Origin of the sequence: Streptomyces caniferus, from assembly GCF_009811555.1 — a bacterium.
GTDB lineage: Bacteria > Actinomycetota > Actinomycetes > Streptomycetales > Streptomycetaceae > Streptomyces > Streptomyces caniferus.
Map to the genome: position 1 here is coordinate 396,095 of NZ_BLIN01000001.1, position 17,498 is coordinate 413,592.

General features: G+C 71.0%; 17 protein-coding genes. 4 read left to right on the plus strand and 13 right to left on the minus strand.

Annotated features, from left to right (window positions below; translation table 11 throughout):
* Position 1: 1 nt before the first annotated feature.
* The 6 genes from kdpB to Scani_RS01590 all read right to left on the minus strand — a co-directional run bounded on the left by kdpB (position 2) and on the right by Scani_RS01590 (position 6,148).
* On the minus strand, positions 2-2,101 hold the full coding sequence (kdpB, locus tag Scani_RS01565) for a potassium-transporting ATPase subunit KdpB (protein ID WP_159469226.1): 2,100 nt from the start codon (positions 2,099-2,101) through the stop codon (positions 2-4).
* A gap of 32 nt (positions 2,102-2,133) precedes the next feature.
* On the minus strand, positions 2,134-3,825 hold the full coding sequence (kdpA, locus tag Scani_RS01570; protein ID WP_159469389.1) for a potassium-transporting ATPase subunit KdpA: 1,692 nt from the start codon (positions 3,823-3,825) through the stop codon (positions 2,134-2,136).
* A 31-nt stretch (positions 3,826-3,856) separates the two neighbouring features.
* On the minus strand, positions 3,857-3,946 hold the full coding sequence (gene kdpF / locus Scani_RS01575) for a K(+)-transporting ATPase subunit F (protein ID WP_018543380.1): 90 nt from the start codon (positions 3,944-3,946) through the stop codon (positions 3,857-3,859).
* A gap of 324 nt (positions 3,947-4,270) precedes the next feature.
* Complete coding sequence (locus Scani_RS01580; RefSeq protein WP_159469228.1) at positions 4,271-5,035, minus strand: DUF3710 domain-containing protein; 765 nt, start codon at positions 5,033-5,035, stop codon at positions 4,271-4,273.
* A gap of 1 nt (position 5,036) precedes the next feature.
* A complete protein-coding gene (gene dut / locus Scani_RS01585) occupies positions 5,037-5,558 on the minus strand; it encodes a dUTP diphosphatase (protein WP_086718403.1) in 522 nt (173 codons plus the stop codon).
* Complete coding sequence (locus Scani_RS01590; protein ID WP_159469230.1) at positions 5,555-6,148, minus strand: PaaI family thioesterase; 594 nt, start codon at positions 6,146-6,148, stop codon at positions 5,555-5,557. Before Scani_RS01590 ends, dut begins: the two co-directional genes overlap by 4 nt.
* Positions 6,149-6,206: 58 nt before the next feature.
* Between Scani_RS01590 and Scani_RS01595 the strand changes: the two genes are divergently transcribed.
* Positions 6,207-6,650, plus strand: a complete 444-nt coding sequence (locus tag Scani_RS01595) for a DUF3093 domain-containing protein (protein ID WP_159469232.1) — start codon at positions 6,207-6,209, stop codon at positions 6,648-6,650.
* A 21-nt stretch (positions 6,651-6,671) separates the two neighbouring features.
* Here Scani_RS01595 and Scani_RS01600 read toward each other — a convergent pair whose 3' ends face one another.
* From Scani_RS01600 to Scani_RS01615, 4 genes are all read right to left on the minus strand, one after another.
* Complete coding sequence (locus Scani_RS01600) at positions 6,672-7,568, minus strand: hypothetical protein (RefSeq protein WP_371872289.1); 897 nt, start codon at positions 7,566-7,568, stop codon at positions 6,672-6,674.
* Positions 7,569-7,580: 12 nt separating this feature from the next.
* Positions 7,581-7,883, minus strand: coding sequence for a DUF4193 domain-containing protein (locus tag Scani_RS01605; protein WP_003982531.1), 303 nt, complete (start codon positions 7,881-7,883; stop codon positions 7,581-7,583).
* A 528-nt stretch (positions 7,884-8,411) separates the two neighbouring features.
* A complete protein-coding gene (locus Scani_RS01610) occupies positions 8,412-9,674 on the minus strand; it encodes a sensor histidine kinase (RefSeq protein WP_159469233.1) in 1,263 nt (420 codons plus the stop codon).
* A gap of 6 nt (positions 9,675-9,680) precedes the next feature.
* Positions 9,681-10,334, minus strand: coding sequence for a response regulator transcription factor (locus Scani_RS01615; RefSeq protein WP_006602630.1), 654 nt, complete (start codon positions 10,332-10,334; stop codon positions 9,681-9,683).
* A 326-nt stretch (positions 10,335-10,660) separates the two neighbouring features.
* On the opposite strand from Scani_RS01615, the gene Scani_RS39860 reads away from it, so the two are divergent.
* Positions 10,661-10,837 carry a hypothetical protein gene (locus Scani_RS39860; protein ID WP_167538010.1) on the plus strand — a complete coding sequence of 59 codons (177 nt, stop codon included), beginning with the start codon at positions 10,661-10,663 and terminating at the stop codon, positions 10,835-10,837.
* Between the two features lie 81 nt (positions 10,838-10,918).
* Here Scani_RS39860 and Scani_RS01620 read toward each other — a convergent pair whose 3' ends face one another.
* Both Scani_RS01620 and Scani_RS01625 read right to left on the minus strand, forming a co-directional pair.
* Positions 10,919-11,764: an inositol monophosphatase family protein gene (locus Scani_RS01620; RefSeq protein ID WP_159469235.1), complete on the minus strand. Its 846-nt coding sequence runs from the start codon at positions 11,762-11,764 to the stop codon at positions 10,919-10,921.
* 83 nt (positions 11,765-11,847) lie between these two features.
* Positions 11,848-13,002 (minus strand): ferrochelatase, encoded by a 1,155-nt coding sequence (locus tag Scani_RS01625; RefSeq protein WP_159469237.1) that lies wholly within the window; start codon positions 13,000-13,002, stop codon positions 11,848-11,850.
* A gap of 181 nt (positions 13,003-13,183) precedes the next feature.
* On the opposite strand from Scani_RS01625, the gene Scani_RS01630 reads away from it, so the two are divergent.
* Positions 13,184-14,458, plus strand: coding sequence for an MFS transporter (locus Scani_RS01630; RefSeq protein ID WP_159469393.1), 1,275 nt, complete (start codon positions 13,184-13,186; stop codon positions 14,456-14,458).
* 296 nt (positions 14,459-14,754) lie between these two features.
* Positions 14,755-16,098, plus strand: coding sequence for a D-arabinono-1,4-lactone oxidase (locus tag Scani_RS01635; RefSeq protein ID WP_159469239.1), 1,344 nt, complete (start codon positions 14,755-14,757; stop codon positions 16,096-16,098).
* 83 nt (positions 16,099-16,181) lie between these two features.
* On the opposite strand, the gene Scani_RS01640 is transcribed toward Scani_RS01635, so the two are convergent.
* Complete coding sequence (locus Scani_RS01640; protein ID WP_159469241.1) at positions 16,182-17,393, minus strand: hypothetical protein; 1,212 nt, start codon at positions 17,391-17,393, stop codon at positions 16,182-16,184.
* Positions 17,394-17,498 lie beyond the last annotated feature (105 nt).

A 17,498-nucleotide genomic window follows, 5' to 3' on the forward strand; every position in this document is an offset into this window, starting at 1 on the left:
GTCACCCGATTCCGGGGAGGAGAGTGAGGAGCAGGTCGATGAGCTTGATGCCGATGAACGGCGCGAGCAGACCGCCCAGTCCGTAGACGGCGAGGTTGCGGCGCAGCATCCGGTCGGCGCTGACCGGCCGGTACTGCACGCCCCTGAGGGCGAGCGGCACCAGCGCGACGATGATCAGCGCATTGAAGATGATCGCCGAGAGGATCGCGGAGTGCGGGCTGGACAGCCGCATGATGTTGAGCGTGTCCAGGCCGGGGTAGGCCACCGCGAACATCGCCGGGATGATGGCGAAGTACTTCGCGACGTCGTTGGCGATCGAGAAGGTCGTCAGTGCGCCGCGTGTGATCAGCAACTGTTTGCCGATCTCGACGATCTCGATGAGCTTCGTCGGATTGGAGTCCAGGTCCACCATGTTCCCGGCCTCCTTGGCGGCCGAGGTACCGGTGTTCATGGCCACGCCGACGTCCGCCTGTGCCAGCGCGGGTGCGTCGTTGGTGCCGTCGCCCGTCATTGCGACCAGCTTGCCGCCGGCCTGCTCCCGCTTGATGAGCGCCATCTTGTCCTCGGGCGTGGCCTCCGCGAGGAAGTCGTCCACCCCTGCCTCGTCGGCGATGGCCTTGGCCGTCAGCGGGTTGTCACCCGTGATCATGACGGTCTTGATGCCCATCTTGCGCAGTTCGACGAAGCGTTCGCGCATCCCGTCCTTGACGACATCCTTGAGGTGGATGACCCCCAGCACGCGGGGCCCGCTCGCGTCCTCCAGGGCGACCAGCAACGGAGTGCCGCCGGCCTGCGAGATGACGTCGGTGAGCTGCTGGGCGTCCTCGGCGACCGCGCCACCACGCTCCCTGACCCAGGCGATGACCGCACCTGACGCGCCCTTACGGATCTTGCGCCCTTCGACGTCCACCCCCGACATCCGGGTCTGGGCGGTGAACGGGATCCACTCCGCGCCCGTCAACTCACCCTGGTGGCGCTCGCGCAGCCCGTACTTCTCCTTGGCGAGGACGACGATGGAGCGCCCCTCGGGCGTCTCGTCGGCCAGCGAGGACAGCTGCGCGGCGTCCGCGACCTCGGCTTCGGTGGTGCCGCGTACGGGGACGAACTCGGCTGCCTGCCGGTTGCCGAGGGTGATGGTGCCCGTCTTGTCGAGCAGCAATGTCGATACATCGCCTGCGGCTTCGACGGCGCGGCCGGACATGGCCAGGACGTTGCGCTGCACCAGACGGTCCATACCGGCGATGCCGATGGCCGAGAGCAGGGCACCGATCGTCGTCGGGATGAGGCAGACCAGCAGCGCCAGCAGGACGATCATGGTCTGTTCGGCGCCCGCGTAGACCGCGAAGGGCTGGAGGGTGACGACCGCCAGCAGGAAGACGATGGTCAGCGAGGCGAGCAGGATGTTGAGCGCGATCTCGTTGGGGGTCTTCTGCCGTGCGGCGCCCTCGACGAGGTTGATCATCCGGTCGATGAAGGTCTCGCCGGGCTTCGTCGTGATCTTGATGACGATGCGGTCGGAGAGCACCTTCGTCCCGCCGGTCACGGCGGAGCGGTCACCTCCTGACTCGCGGATGACCGGAGCCGACTCCCCCGTGATGGCGGACTCGTCGACGGATGCCACTCCCTCGACGACATCGCCGTCACCGGGAATGACGTCACCGGCCTCGCACACGACAAGGTCCCCGATGCGCAGCTCGGTGCCGGGCACCTGCTCCTCGCCGCTTGCGCTCAGCCGGCGCGCCACGGTGTCCGTCTTGGCCTTGCGCAGGGTGTCGGCCTGCGCCTTGCCGCGGCCCTCGGCGACCGCCTCGGCGAGATTCGCGAACAGGACGGTCAGCCACAGCCAGACGGCGATCGCCCAGCCGAACCAGTCGGCGGGATCCGTACAGGCGAAGAGCGTGGTCAGCACGGAGCCGACCTCGACCACGAACATCACGGGGGACTTGACCATCACCCGCGGGTCGAGTTTGCGTATCGCGTCCGGCAGGGACGTGACCAGTTGCCTGGGGTCGAAGAGACCACCGCCCACACGGCCGTCGCCGGGCTGGTGCCCATGGGGGACGTCCTGGTGCGGAGCACGGGTCGGAGTGGCGGTGGACATGGAGCCGGGCTCCTCCGGTTTCACAGGGACGGTCATGACAGCCCCTCCGCCAGCGGCCCGAGGGCCAGCGCCGGGAAGTAGGTCAGACCGGTGATGATCAGGATCGTGCCGACGAGCAGCCCCGCGAACAGCGGCTTCTCGGTACGGAGGGTGCCCGCGGTCTCCGGGACCGGCTTCTGCTCGGCGAGCGAGCCGGCCAGGGCGAGCACGAACACCATCGGCAGGAAGCGGCCGAGCAGCATCGCCAGACCGATCGTGGTGTTGTACCAGGGGGTGTTGGCATTGAGGCCGGCGAACGCGGAGCCGTTGTTGTTGGCGCCGGAGGTGAAGGCGTAGAGCACCTCGGAGAAGCCGTGCGAACCGGCGCCCGTCGCCTTGGTGTTGAGCATCGAACCCAGTGCGTCCGGCAGCACCATCGAAGCGGCGGTGAAGCCGAGCACCAGCGTCGGGGTGATGAGGAGGTAGCAGGCGGCGAGCTTGATCTCGCGGGTGCCGATCTTCTTGCCGAGGTATTCGGGCGTACGGCCCACCATCAGGCCGGCGATGAACACCGCGATGACCGCCATCACGAGCATGCCGTACAGGCCGGAGCCGACGCCGCCGGGTGCGATCTCGCCCAGCATCATGCCGAGCAGCTGGATGCCGCCGCCGAAGGCCGTGAAGGAGGAGTGGAAGGAGTCGACCGCGCCGGTGGAGGTGAGGGTGGTGGCCACCGAGAAGATCGAGGAGCCGCCGATGCCGAAGCGGGTCTCCTTGCCTTCCATCGCGGCGCCCGCGGCCTGCAGGGCCGGGCCGCCGTGGGCGAACTCGGTCCACATCATCAGCGCCGTGAAGCCGAGCCAGATGACGCCCATCGTGGCGAGGATCGCGTAGCCCTGGCGCACGTTCCCGACCAGCCTGCCGAAGGTCCGGGTCAGCGCGAACGGGATGACGAGGATCAGGAAGACCTCGAAGAGGTTGGTGAAGGCAGTGGGGTTCTCGAAGGGGTGGGCGGAGTTGGCGTTGAAGTAGCCGCCCCCGTTGGTGCCCAGTTCCTTGATGACCTCCTGGGAGGCGACCGCGCCGCCGTTGGTCTGCTGGGAGCCGCCCATGAACTGACCGACCTCATGGATGCCGGAGAAGTTCTGGACGGCACCACAGGCGACCAGGACGAGCGCGCCGAGGACGGCGATCGGCAGCAGGACCCGTACGGTGCCGCGGACCAGGTCCGCCCAGAAGTTGCCGAGCTCGCCGGTGCGGGTGGGGGTGCCACCTGCTCGGGCGAAGCCGCGTACCAGGGCGATGGCAACGGCCATGCCGGTGGCGGCGGAGACGAAGTTCTGCACCGCGAGGCCGGCGGTCTGCACGACGTGGCCCATGGCCTGTTCGCCGCTGTAGGACTGCCAGTTGGTGTTGCTGACGAAGGACGCCGCGGTGTTGAACGCCTGGTCCGGGCTGATCGACGCGAAGCCGAGGGACAGCGGCAGACCGCCCTGGACGCGCTGCAGCAGGTAGAGGAAGAGCACCCCGGCCGCGGAGAACGCCAGGACGCCGCGCAGATAGGCCGGCCAGCGCATCTGGACATCCGCATGCGCACCGATGCAGCGGTAGACGGCCTTCTCGATGCGCAGGTGCTTGGGCGAGCTGTAGACGGCGGCCATGTAGTCGCCGAGGGGGCGGTACGCCAGGGCGAGCGCAGCGGTGAGCGCCGTCAGCTGGAGCACGCCTGAGAGAACGGGGCTCATGTGGCCCGCCGCGACAGCAGCAGTCGACACCTCAGAACCTCTCCGGGAAGACGAGGGCGAGGACCAGGTAGCCGAGCAGGGCGACGGCCACGACCAGACCGACGATGTTCTCCACGGTCACAGCTTCGCCACCCCCTTGGCGACGAGAGCCACCAGCGCGAAGACCGCGATCGTGACGACGACGAAGGCCACATCGGCCATCGTGTGCTCCTAGGGGAAAGTGGCGGACGGGACCCCTAGAGCAAAGCGCCGTTCCGGCCGTCTGTGACCGCCGTTGACGGCTCCCTTACGGCCATTGGCGCTCCCTTGACGACTTTCCTACGCAGCACGACCTGACCTGCACAAACGGAGCGGGCCCGCACCCCCCAGAGGGGATACGGGCCCGTGCGACCGTCACGATCCAGCCGTCACCGGGGCGCCTGGACGCCGCCCGGCCGCCGGAGTGTCAGCGGATCTCGGTGATCTCCGGTCCGCGCTCCAGACGCTCGACACCACCGCCGAAGCGCGACTGCTCGACCTGGTCCTGCTGCACGCCGTCCGGCACCATCTGGGCGTCGTCCGGCAGCTTCAGGACGATCGGGTCCCGGGGGGCCATCGGGCCCTCGCCGCGGATGATGACGGTGTCCCGGAAGATGTGTTCCAGCACGCCTGCGGCCTGCGGCTGCACCGCGCCCTGGCCGGAGATCACACCGCGCAGGAACCACCGGGGGCCGTCGACACCGATGAAGCGCACGACCTGCACCCCGTTCGTGCCGTCGGGCAGCTGTACGGGGACCTGGGCACGCAGCTCCCAGCCCAGCGGGCCCTCGACCTCGTCGATGACCCCGCCCTGCTGGGTGATGCCGGCGGCGATCTCCTCGCGGACCTCACCCCAGATGCCCTCGTTCTTGGGGGCGGCGAAGGCCTGCAGCTGTACGGCGCTGTCCTGCAGCACCACGGTCGCGGCGACGATGGCGTCACCGGCGACCTCCACCCGAAGCTCCATGCCGTCGACACCCGGCACGTACAGCCCGCCGAGGTCCACCCGGCCCTCGCCGGGCTCGGAGACCTCCGACGAGTCCCAGGGACCGTCGGGGCGCGGCGCGGGCGGAAGATTGAGCCGCTGCTGCGGCGCCTCGTCCTCGTCGGCGTCGCTCACCGTGTGCTCGTCGAGCGTGGTGTCCTCGACCGACTCTTCAGGAGCCTCGTTCTTCTTGCGACGTCCGAACACGTCACTGTCCTTCCCGGTCGGCACCGACCGATGCGTATTCATTCCCGCCCGTGGAGCCGCCCACCGCCGCATGACCGCCGGTGGAACCGAATCCCCCCTCGGCCCGCGCCGAGCCGGGAAGTTCCGCCACCTCGTGGAAGCGCACCTTCTCGACCTGCTGGACGACCAGTTGGGCAATCCGGTCGAACCTCTCGAACCGCACGCTTTCGCGCGGGTCCAGATTGACCACGATCACCTTGATCTCTCCACGGTACCCGGCATCCACCGTCCCGGGGGCATTCACCAGCGCGAGGCCGCACCTCGCGGCCAGTCCGGACCGCGGGTGCACAAATGCCGCATACCCGTCAGGCAGCGCGATCGACACCCCGGTGGGCAGCACGGTGCGCTCCCCCGGCGCCAGCTCGGCGGCCTCGGTGGTCACCAGATCCACGCCCGCGTCGCCGGGGTGCCCGTACGACGGAACGGGCACCTCCGGGTCCAGCCGCCGCAGCAGCACATCCACCGGATTCCGTACCTGACTCACGGGTTCACCTCGAAGGCACGCGCTCGCTTGACCTGGTCCGGGTCGGACATCGCCGCCTGGATCTCCTCGGGCCGTCCGTTGTCGATGAAGTGGTCGACCTTCACCTCGATGAAGACCGCCTCGGCGCGCACCGCGACGGGACCGTCCGGTCCGCCTATGCGTCCCACGGCCGTCGAGTAGATCTTGCGCCCGTGCACCGCGGTGACCCGCGCGTCCAGGTGCAGCACCGTGCCCAGCGGCACCGGCCGGACGAAGTCGGTCTCCAGCCGGCCGGTCACCGCGATCACCCGCAGCAGCCAGTTCAGCGAGCCCAGCGTCTCGTCCAGCGCGGTGGCCAGCACCCCGCCGTGCGCCAGCCCCGGGGCGCCCTGGTGGGCCTCCTTGACGGTGAACTCGGCGGACACGCTCACACCGTCGCCGGCCCGCGCCTCCAGGTGCAGACCGTGCGGCTGGCCCGTGCCGCAGCCGAAGCACCGGTCGTAGTGCGCGCCGAGGAGTTCTCCGGGTGCCGGCGCGTCGGCATGCCGGACCGGAGCGACGGCGTCCGCCGGTGGCGTCAGCCGCGCCCTGGGTTCGTCAGTTCCACTCACGAGTGCAGACCCTACCCGCGCGCATAAGAGACCCGCGCCGCCGTGCCAAGCTGGAGCCATGCAGCCGTACGAAGAACGCCTCACCGCGCCCCGGTCCTGGTGGGTGATCGCCGCGCTGATCGGCGTCGCCTGCGCCCTGATGCTGCTCCCCCTGGGGACGCTCTGGATGCTCGGCGGACTGATCGGCGGAGCGGCGCTGTCCGCGGTGGCGGTGAGCTCGTACGGCTCGGCCCGGATCCGCGTGGTGGGCGACGCCCTGATCGCGGGCGACGCGAAGATCCCGGTGACGGCACTGGGCGAGGCACGGGCGCTGGACGCGGACGAGGCGCTGGCGTGGCGTACGCACAAGGCCGACGCCCGCGCGTTCATGCTGCTGCGGGGCTATATCCGCACCGCGGTGCGGGTGGAGATCACCGACCCGCAGGACCCGACGCCGTACGCCTATCTCTCGACGCGGGCGCCGGAGCGTCTGGTGGCGGCGCTGGCAGCCGGACGGGCCTGACCCGGCGGCCGCCGGGCCCGGTCAGCCGCCCGCTGGGGGCTCGCTCTCGTCGGCCCGTTCGGCGTGCGGCAGGACGGCCGGAGCGGAATCGGGAAGGGCTTCCCAGGGGACCTGCTGCTTGCGCAGGTCCTTACGGATTTTTTCCGCAAGTTTTCTGGTGTCCCTGCGGTTCATGAACGCGCCGACGGTGGCGCCGATCATGAACGGGGTGAGGTTGGGGAGGTTGCGCAGCGTGCGCTTCATGATCTGCTGGCGCAGCTCACGCCTCATCTGCACGCCGAGGGCGATGTTCAGCGAGGCCGGTTTGGTGATGTCGACGCCCCGCTCCTCCGTCCAGGACGTCAGATACGCCATGCCGCGCTGCCGGAAATTCCCCGCGGGCCGCAGGCCGTAGACCTCGTGCAGCTCGGCGATGAGCTTGATCTCGACCGAGGCGACGCCGGTGACCTCGGCGGCCAGCTCGGCCGGCATGGCGGGCGGTACGGGCAGCATCGCTGCCGCGCCGACGCCCGCTCCGACGGCGGCGGTGCCCTTGCAGGCGCCCGCGACCAGCTTGTCGGCCAGGTCCTCGGGGGTCAGTCCGGGGAACTGGGCGCGCAGGGTGGCGAGGTCGCGGACCGGGATCCGCGGGGCGGTCTCCATGATCCGGTCGGCGATCACGGCGATCGTCGCCCGCACCCTGCCGCCGGCTCCGGCACCACGGCCGACCATGGCCGCGAGCGAGGCCGTGCGGCCGCTCCCCCGCTCTCGGCTCTGCTCGAGCGGGAGGTGCCCTCCTTGCAGCGCGCCGGTCGTCCGCTCCGCGGGAAGGGCGCTCGGGTCGGCGGGCACGGGCGCGTTTTTCTCGCGTGATCGTGCGCCGGCCGCCGAGCCTTCGACGCCCTTGGAGCCCTTGCGGAACGGGTTCACGCCTGCCACGGCGTAGACCGGTCAGGCCGCGCAGTCGCGGCAGATCGGCTGCCCGTTCTTGTCCTCCGCGGCGAGCTGGCTGCGGTGGTGGACCAGGAAGCAGCTCATGCACGTGAACTCGTCCTGCTGCTTGGGCAGCACGCGCACGGCCAGTTCTTCGTTGGACAGGTCCGCGCCGGGCAGCTCCAGGCCCTCGGCCTGCTCGAACTCGTCGACGTCGACGGCCGAGGCGGACTTGTCGTTCCGCCGCGACTTCAGCTCTTCAATGCTGTCCTCGTTGAGGTCGTCGTCGGTCTTGCGTGGGGTGTCGTAATCCGTAGCCATTTTTCGCTCTCCCCCTCTGGGTGTCTGCGGTGTCTCAGCGCTCGTAACGCGTGAGAGGCCGGACTTGTGCCCGACCTGAGGCGGAGATTTTGCCTCACATCAAGGTCTGTTACTCAATCGACACCCAACCGCACCCCTGAAGAGGTGATCGGTTTGGATGGCGATCAGGACCGTACACGGTCCGAATGTCGCACCTCGCGCAGCCCACCACCTCTACTTCCCGTGATCTCACCCCCCGGAAACCCGGACTTCCCCGGCATTCCGACAGGCATTTCGATCACGGAGCGTAGATGGCTGGAATTTCGCGCCTGTGAGGCATCACACACACGCAGACCGGCGAGCGGACCGGTTCAATTCCGCGCAAAGCGAACTCGGCGAAGGATCCATGCCGACCCCCCTTCACGTCAAACCGGCAGGCGAGGCGGCATACGGCCGTGAGACGGGCGATCGTACGCACAGATGTCCGACGACTGCCCACGGGGGCGCACAGTGGCTCCAGCGGGCGTACAACCGCCCTGTGGCCTGCGTCTAGAGCGGCAGGACGACCCGCATGACGAGTCCGCCGCCCTCGCGGGGCACGGCCGTGATCGAGCCGTCGTGCGCACGGACCACCGAGCGCACGATGGACAGTCCCAGACCGACGCCCTTGTCGCTGCCCGTGCGCTCGGTACGCAGCCGCCGGAACGGCTCGAAGAGGTTCTCCACCTCATACGCCGGAACCACCGGACCGGTATTGGCCACCACCAGCACCGCACACCCCGGCGCCGGCTCCGTGGACACCTCCACCCACCCCTCCTCCGGCACGTTGTAACGCACCGCGTTCTGCACCAGATTCAACGCGATCCGCTCCAGCAGCACCCCGTTGCCCTGCACCACCACCCGGGACCGGACCCCACGCAGCTCCACCCCCTTGGCCTGCGCCTCCTCCCGCGTCTGGTCCACCGCCTGCGACGCCACCTCCGACAAGTCCACCGGCTTCTTGTCGACCACCTTGTTCTCACTGCGCGCCAGCAGCAGCAGACCCTCCACCAACTGCTCACTGCGCTCATTCGTCGCCAACAGCGTCTTCCCCAGCTGCGCCAGCTCCGGCGACGCCCCCGGATCCGCCAGCTGCACCTCCAGCAACGTCCGGTTGATCGCCAACGGCGTCCGCAACTCATGCGACGCATTCGCCACGAACCGCCGCTGCGACTCGAACGCCCGGTCCAGCCGGTCCAGCATCTCGTCGAACGTGTCCGCAAGCTCCTTCAGCTCATCATCAGGACCCCCCAGCTCGATCCGACGATGCAGATCCGAACCCGCCACCCGCTGAGCCGTACGCGTAATACGCCCCAACGGCGACAACACCCGCCCCGCCATCGCATAACCAAAAGCGAACGCCACCACCGTCAGGCCGAGCAGGGCCAGCAGGGACCGGTTGAGGAGGCTGTTGAGGGCGACCGCGCGCTGGTGCTGCAGGCACTGTTCGACGGCCTGCTGGAGCAGCTGCCCGGACGTCTCGGTGGGCAGGTCGCAGATGTCACTGGTCGACTGGAACTTCCCGCCGAGGATCTTCAGCGGCAGGGCGCTGCCGTCGTGCAGCGCGTCCGCGGCCAGCATGTAGATGATCGTCAGCAGCACGATCCCGGCCATCAGGAACATGCCGCCGTACAGCAGCGTCAGCCGTATCCGGATCGTGGGCCGCAGCCACGGGAACGGACGCACATCGACCGGCCTGGGGTCCCAGGTCGGCTTGGGCGGAACGGGCGGCGGCGGGGTCGCCGCCTTGGAGAACGAGGGCAGGGAGGGCATCGCCGGTCAGATCCGGTATCCCGAGCCGGGGACGGTGACGATCACCGCGGGCTCGCCGAGCTTGCGGCGCAACGTCATGACCGTGACCCGTACGACGTTGGTGAACGGGTCGGTGTTCTCGTCCCAGGCCTTCTCCAGGAGCTGCTCGGCCGAGACGACCGTGCCCTCGCTGCGCATCAGGACCTCCAGCACCGCGAATTCCTTCGGGGCGAGCTGGACCTCCTTGCCGTCGCGGAACACCTCGCGGCGATTGGGGTCGAGCTTGATGCCGGCCCGCTCCAGGACGGGCGGCAGCGCGACGGTCGTACGGCGCCCGAGGGCGCGCACCCGGGCGGTCAGCTCGGTGAAGGCGAAGGGCTTGGGAAGGTAGTCGTCCGCGCCGATCTCCAGGCCCTCGACGCGGTCGCTGACGTCGCCGGAGGCAGTGAGCATCAGGACGCGGGTGGGCATCCCCAGCTCGACGATCTTGCGGCAGACATCGTCACCGTGGACGACCGGAAGGTCACGGTCCAGCACGACGACGTCGTAGTCGTTGACCGCGATCCGTTCCAGGGCGGCAGCGCCGTCGTAGACCACGTCGACCGCCATGGCCTCCCGGCGTAGTCCGGTGGCCACCGCATCGGCGAGCAGCTGCTCGTCCTCGACGACGAGAACACGCACGTCGCTAGTCCTTCCTCAGGGCCCTTTCGGGCAGGCACAACAATGTCTTCAGAGCTCTTCCATCCTGCCCCGAAGAGCCATAAACCGGCGGTAAGAGGGGTGCGGAAGGGGTGGAGGGCCCCCGGACCCGGCACCCGACGGGCAGGATTCCCGGACGGGTTGAGGTTTCCCTGAGGTGGGGGTTGGGGAGGACGACTGCACACCCGCGATCACGCCCTGTTTCTTCGGCTACCTGCCATGAACTGATCCATCGCAGGGACCACGCCGTGATCGACCCACCCGTCGGCACACCCCCGTGCCCACCGACCCACGACGAGGGGGCGCACATGGACGCGTTCACCGCAGGCATTTTGCAGCGCATAGAGAACACCGAAGCGGATCTGGATCGGGCCCGTGCCGTCGGCGACGACTTCCTCGCCGAGGTCGAGCAGGCGGAACTCGAGGACCTGCAGCGACTGGCGACCGAGCACGGCGTCCGGTACGGAGCGGTCAGCAACGCCTGACCTCTCCCCGGCGCACGACGACAGCGCCCCGGCATCCAGGGGATGGTGCCGGGGCGCTGTGGTGCCCGGACGCGGGTCCGGTCAGTCGTGCCAGGCGCCGAGCTCGTCCAGGAGCGGCTGGAGCCGCTCGAAGAGGGCCGGGGAGGCGGCGAGGGTCAGCTCGTGGGAGACCGGCTGCCCGGGGCGGCCGCCGGTGAGCGCGCCGGCCTCGCGGGCGATCAGGGCACCGGCCGCCAGGTCCCAGGGGTTCAGACCGCGCTCGTAGTAGGCGTCGAGCCGGCCGCAGGCCACATCGCACAGGTCGATCGCGGCCGAGCCGCCGCGCCGGATGTCGCGGACCTGCGGCAGCAGCGTGCGCACCACCTCCGCCTGGGCGGCCCGGCGCTCGGCGAGGTAGCCGAACCCGGTGCCGATCAGCGCCTGGGAGAGCGGCGGCGCGGGCCGGTGGCGGATGCGCTCGCCGTTGTTGAACGCGCCACGACCCACGACGGCCTGGTAGGTCTCCCCGCGCATCGGGGCGGCGACGACTCCGACGACCACCTCGCCGTCCTTCTCCGCGGCGATGGACACCGACCAGGCAGGCAGCCCGTAGAGGTAGTTGACGGTGCCGTCGACGGGGTCGATGACCCAGCGGATACCGCTCGTGCCGTCGGAGCTGGCGCCCTCCTCCCCCAGGAAGCCGTCGTCGGGGCGGTGCTCCCCGAGGAAGCCGGTGATCAGCTTCTCGGAGGCGAGATCCATCTCGGTGACGACATCGATCGGGCTGGACTTGGTGGCGGCCACGCCGAGGTCGGCGGGCCGGCCGTCGCGCAGCAGTGCCCCCGCGCGGCGGGCGGCCTCCAGGGCCAGTTCCAGAAGTTCGTCGTACAGCGCGTCGCTCTGCGCCGGGTCGGTCTGCGGGGCCTCGGGGTGCAGCGGGTCGGGCACGATGCTCCTTGCTCGGACGAGCGGTGATCGGGGCGCAGGGGCTTACGCGGAGTGCGCGGGGCCTGCGCGGAGGCTGGACGGCGTTACGCGGGGGCCTCGGCGGCCGGGCCCCGCCAGTCGGCGCCGGCGGCGGCCGGGCGCGGTGCGCGCGCCGGGCAGCAGCCCACGGGGCACAGGTCGTGGCCGGGCCCGAGGGCGCCCAGGGCGCAGCGCTCCGGGGCACCGCCCCGTTCGGTGGCCGCGCGCTCCAGGAGGAGGTCGCGGACGGCCGCGGCGAACCGCGGATCGGCGCCCACGGTGGCCGACCTGGCGACCGGAAGACCCAGCTCGGCGGCCTTGGCGGTGGCTTCGGTGTCGAGGTCGTACTTGACCTCCATGTGGTCGGAGACGAACCCGATGGGGGCCATCACGACGGCCGGGACGCCCGCGGCGTGCCGCTCCTCCAGGTGGTCGCAGATGTCCGGCTCCAGCCAGGGGATGTGCGGGGCGCCGCTGCGGGACTGGTAGACGAGCCGCCAGGGGTGGTCCACACCGGTCTCCGCGGCGACCGCGTCCGCGATCACCCGTGCGACGTCCAGGTGCTGGGCGACGTACGCACCGCCCTCGCCGTCCTGCGTGTGGTCGGCGGGGGTACCGGAGGTGTCGGCCGCGGCGGTGGGGATGGAGTGCGTGGTGAAGGCGAGGTGGGCGCCGGCCCGCACCTCCTGGGGCAGTGCGGCGAGGGAGGCCAGCACACCGTCGACCATCGGGCGGACGAAGCCGGGGTGGTTGAAGTAGTGCCGCAGCTTGTCGACCTGCGGCACCGGCAGGCCCTCGGCCCGGAGGGCGGCGAGGGCGTCGGCGAGGTTCTCGCGGTACTGCCGGCATCCCGAGTACGACGCGTAGGCGCTGGTCGCCAGGACGGCGATACGGCGGTGGCCGTCCTGGACCATGGTGCGCAGGGTGTCGGTCAGGTAGGGCGCCCAGTTGCGGTTGCCCCAGTAGACGGGCAGGTCCAGGCCGTGCTCGGCGAAGTCCTTGCGCAGTGCGTCCAGCAGTTCCCGGTTCTGGGCATTGATGGGGCTGACGCCGCCGAACAGGAAGTAGTGCTGCCCCACCTCCTTGAGGCGCTCGCGGGGGATGCCGCGGCCGCGGGTGACGTTCTCCAGGAACGGGACGACGTCGTCGGGGCCTTCGGGACCGCCGAAGGACAGCAGCAGCAGGGCGTCATAGGGGCGGGGGTCGCACTGTTCGGGCATGCCATCGATCCTGCCACCCTTCCCACGGGTGCGGCGGGCAGGTCCCGGCGCCGGGAGAGGCGGCCCCACCGTCGGGCGCGGCCGGAAATCCGGAGGCGGCCGGCGGCACACCGCCCGTAAGCTGTATCGGTTGTTGTCATCCCTTACCGATCTTTCGGTCCTCACCGGCGGAGCACCCCCGTTGCCCAGTCCCTACCGCGCCATCTTCGGCCGCCCCGGCACCAGGTCGTTCTCCGTTGCCGGACTGCTGGGCCGGATGCCCCTGTCGATGATGGGCATCGGGATCGTCACGATGATCTCCCAGTTGACCGGCCGTTACGGCCTGGCCGGTGCGCTGTCCGCGACCCTCGCGCTGTCCGCCGCGGTGCTCGGCCCGCAGATCTCCCGGCTGGTGGACCGGCACGGCCAGCGCCGGGTGCTGCGCCCGGCCACCCTGGTGTCGGTCGCCGCGGTCGCCGGGCTGCTGCTGAGCGCGCAGCAGCGCTGGGCGGACTGGCTGCTGTTCGTCTTCGCGGCCTGTGCGGGGTGTGTGCCGAGCGTGGGCTCGATGATCCGGGCGCGCTGGGCCGAGATCTACCGGGGTTCCCCGCGGGAGCTGCACACCGCGTACTCGTGGGAGTCGATCGTCGACGAGATGTGCTTCATCGTCGGACCGATCCTGTCCATCGGCCTGTCCACCGCGTGGTTCCCGGAGGCCGGACCGCTGCTGGCGGCCGGTTTCCTGGCCGCCGGTGTCTTCTGGCTGACGGCGCAGCGGGCGACGGAGCCGGTGCCGCATCCGCGCGAACAGCACACCAAGGGATCCGCCCTGCGCTCGCGGGGGCTGCAGGTACTGGTGGTGACGTTCGTGGCGACCGGTGCGATCTTCGGGGCGATCGACGTGGTGACCGTGGCCTTCGCCGAGGAGGTCGGGCACAAGGCGGCGGCCAGTCTGGTCCTGGCGGTCTATGCGCTCGGCTCGTGTGCGGCCGGCGCGGTCTTCGGGCTGCTCCACCTCAAGGGGCATCCGTCCCGCCGCTGGGTGGTGGGGGTGTGCGTGATGGCGGTGAGCATGGTGCCGCTGCAACTCGTGGGCTCACTGCCGCTGCTGGCCGTCGCACTGTTCGTCGCGGGGCTGTCCGTCGCCCCGACGATGGTGACCACGATGGCGCTGGTCGAGGAGCATGTGCCCCGGTCGAAGCTGACCGAGGGCATGTCCTGGACCAGCACCGGTCTGGCGGTGGGCGTCGCGCTGGGTTCGTCGGCGGCCGGCTGGGTGGTGGACGCCGCCGGGGCCGCCCGGGGCTATCTGGTGCCCGGGGCAGCGGGCGTCCTCGCCGCGCTGGTGGCCTTCGCGGGCTACCGCAGGCTCCGCCCGCAGTCCGCTCCTGCGGTGGCGGGCCCGGCCGTGGCGGGCGGTCTGCCCGGCCGGACCGATCCGGCCACGGAGCGTCAGGGCGAGGAGAGCGTCGCCTAGGACCGGTTGCGGGAGTCGGCCGGTGCCCGCCTCCGCGGTGCCGTTTCCGCAGCGACCCGGCCGGTGCCCGCCTCGCGTCGCGTCGGACCGCCGGATTCGTCGGTCCACGTGAACCCGCCGCCCTTGTCGGGGAGTTACCGGCGGTACGACATGTCCCGGAGCCGGGCGATTCCGGCCGGTTCCGCGCCCCTGTGATTCCCGTCACCCCACCCGAACGACCCTTCGGTGACTGGCATCATGCGCTCACACCACGGCCGCCGGACACGGCCGGCCCGCGCGAGGGAGGGGACGTCACCATGGCAGTCAGCAACGCCGTCGGCGGCTCGGGAGGGCGCGGCACGAACGCCGCGCCGTGGCGCAACTGGGCGGGCAATGTCACCGCCCGCCCCGCCCGGAGCGTGACCCCGGCGAGCACCGAGGAGGTGGCGGCCGCGGTGCGCGCCGCCGCCGCGGACGGGCTGACGGTCAAGGCCGCCGGCACCGGCCACTCCTTCACCCCGGCGGCCGCCACCGACGGGCTGCTGATCCGCCCCGAGCGGCTGACCGGCGTCCGCGCGGTCGACCGCGCGGCCGGCACGGTGACGGTGGCCGCCGGCACGCCGCTCAAGCACCTCAACCACACGCTGGCCGCACACGGACTGTCGCTGACCAACATGGGCGACATCATGGAGCAGACGGTGTCCGGGGCGACCGCCACCGGCACCCATGGCACCGGCCGCGACTCGGCGTCGATCGCCGCCCAGATCACCGCCCTGGAACTGGTCACCGCCGACGGCTCGGTGCTGACCTGCTCCGCCGGGGAGAACCCGGAGGTCTTCGCCGCGGCGCGGCTGGGCCTGGGCGCGCTGGGCGTGGTCAGCGAGCTGACCTTCGCGGTGGAACCGGAGTTCCTGCTGACCGCCCGCGAGGAGCCGATGGCCTTCGACGAGGTGACGGACCGCTTCGACGAGTTGGTAGCCGAGAACGAGCACTTCGAGTTCTACTGGTTCCCGCACACCGGCAGCTGCAACACCAAGCGCAACAACCGCAGTCAGGGCCCGGCGGCACCGCCCGGGAGGGTCAGCGGCTGGGTCGAGGACGAGCTGCTGTCCAACGGGGTCTTCCAGCTCGCCTGCACCGTCGGGCGGGCGGTCCCGGCCGCCATACCGGGCATCGCCAAGGTCTCCAGCCGCGCGCTGTCGGCCCGTACGTACACCGACATCCCGTACAAGGTGTTCACCTCGCCGCGGCGGGTGCGGTTCGTGGAGATGGAGTACGCCCTGCCCCGCGCGGCCGCGGTGGCGGCGCTGGGCGAGCTCAAGGCCCTGGTGGAGCGCTCGGACTTCAAGGTCAGCTTCCCGGTGGAGGTGCGGACCGCGCCCGCCGACGACCTTCCGCTGTCCACCGCTTCGGGCCGGGACACCGCGTACCTCGCCGTCCACATGTACCGCGGGACGCCGTACGAGGCGTACTTCGCGGCCGTCGAGCGGATCATGACGGCGCACGACGGGCGCCCGCACTGGGGCAAGCTGCACACCCGCGACGCCGCCTACCTTGCCGACGCCTATCCCCGGTTCGGGGAGTTCACCGCGGTACGCGACCGGCTGGATCCGGACCGCCGGTTCGCCAACGCCTATCTGCGGCGGGTCCTGGGGGACTGACCGACGACGGCCGCGGCCCGGCGCCCAGGGAGGGGCACCGGGCCGCGGCCGTGGCGGATCCGCCGGTCCGGGCAGCCCCTGGATCAGGAGGAGGCGCCGGGTTCGGGGTCCGGCGCACCGGACTGCTGTCCGTTCGAGTGCCCGCCCTGCTCCTCGGAGCCGGCCGGGCCATCGCCGGAGCCGGTGCCGCCGTCACCGGCGGAACCGCTCGGGGACGGGTCCGGCGACGAGGACGTGCCGGGGTCCGGCGAGCTCTTGCCGCCGTCGGACGGGCCCGGGTCCGGCGACGGGGCGCCGCCGTCCTGGTCCGTACCGGCGCCGGTGTCACCCGAGTTGCTCGGGTCCGGGCTCGGCCGGTCGCCGTCGCCGTGCCGGCCGCGGCCGTCCGGCGAGTGGCCGGAGCCGGGCGGCTGCGGGGTGCGGTGCTGCTGCCGGCCCCCTCCCCCGGTGTGGGTGAGGTTGCTCAGCGTGGTGCCCTGCGCCCCGCTCGGCGTCTGCCCGGTGATCAGCTCGGTGCCGGTGACCACGCCCATGGCGAGCGCGAAGACCGCGAGCGCGCCGAGCGTCGGCCGCTTCCAGCCGCGCAGCCGGGTGCCGTACGTCGCGGTGCTGAGCTCCTCGGGCGGGCCGGCCGGATGCCGCGCGGCCGGGACGCCGGGCGGGCGGGCGGCCGCCTGGCCCAGCGCCATGGTCCGGTCGTCGAGACGCGGCACCAGCTGGGTCCGGTCGGTGGGCCGCCCCGGACCGCTCCCGTCCACCGCGCGCAGTGCGCGGGTCGCCTCGGGATCGGCGGTGCGCAGCAACCGCGTCGGATCATCGGTCCGCAGGGCGGGGTGGGCGGCCGCCGGGTCGCGCCGACGGGCCTGTTCGGCCCGCGGGATCAGCTGCGTACGGGCCGCGCCGGTCCCGCTCGTCCTGGCGGCGACGGAGGTGACCTTGTCCTCCGCGCCGTCCTTGTCGAAGGTCGGCAGCACCATCGTGGGCTCGGCCTGCCGGCCGTCCGGTGCGGTGGATCGAGTGCGGGTGGAGGAGGAGCGGCGGGGCTTCGGCCGGGTGGTGACCGTCGCCTCCTTGAGCTGTTCGCCGGTACGCCGGAACAGGTGCTGGAACACCGAGCCGCCGGTGGTGGCCACGACGCTGACCACACCCGCGCCGATGATGGTTCCGTAGACGCCGAGCCGGCCCGCGAGGTACGCCGCGACCGCCGCGGCGAGCGCGCTGCCGGCCACCTGAGCGATGCTCAGGTCGATCCGCTTCTCCTTCTTCTTCGTGTCGCTTTCGGTTTCTTCGTCCATCTCCAACCTTTGATAGCCCCTTCGATCCATCTTGCATGGAGAAGTGACCATTCGGCGGAGCCAAAAGTTCCGATTTTGGGGAATCTGTGAAACTTGCCACCTGCG

Bases quoted from the DNA above. Each gene is read 5' to 3' on its own strand.
- Scani_RS39860 (WP_167538010.1), top strand. From the start codon at position 10,661: ATGGACGCGTTCACCGCAGGCATTTTGCAGCGCATAGAGAACACCGAA.
- Scani_RS01635 (WP_159469239.1), top strand. From the start codon at position 14,755: ATGGCAGTCAGCAACGCCGTCGGCGGCTCGGGAGGGCGCGGCACGAAC.
- Scani_RS01640 (WP_159469241.1), bottom strand. From the start codon at position 17,393: ATGGACGAAGAAACCGAAAGCGACACGAAGAAGAAGGAGAAGCGGATC.
- Scani_RS01605 (WP_003982531.1), bottom strand. From the start codon at position 7,883: ATGGCTACGGATTACGACACCCCACGCAAGACCGACGACGACCTCAAC.
- Scani_RS01610 (WP_159469233.1), bottom strand. From the start codon at position 9,674: ATGCCCTCCCTGCCCTCGTTCTCCAAGGCGGCGACCCCGCCGCCGCCC.
- Scani_RS01595 (WP_159469232.1), top strand. From the start codon at position 6,207: ATGCAGCCGTACGAAGAACGCCTCACCGCGCCCCGGTCCTGGTGGGTG.
- Scani_RS01625 (WP_159469237.1), bottom strand. From the start codon at position 13,002: ATGCCCGAACAGTGCGACCCCCGCCCCTATGACGCCCTGCTGCTGCTG.
- kdpA (WP_159469389.1), bottom strand. From the start codon at position 3,825: ATGAGCCCCGTTCTCTCAGGCGTGCTCCAGCTGACGGCGCTCACCGCT.
- kdpB (WP_159469226.1), bottom strand. From the start codon at position 2,101: ATGTCCACCGCCACTCCGACCCGTGCTCCGCACCAGGACGTCCCCCAT.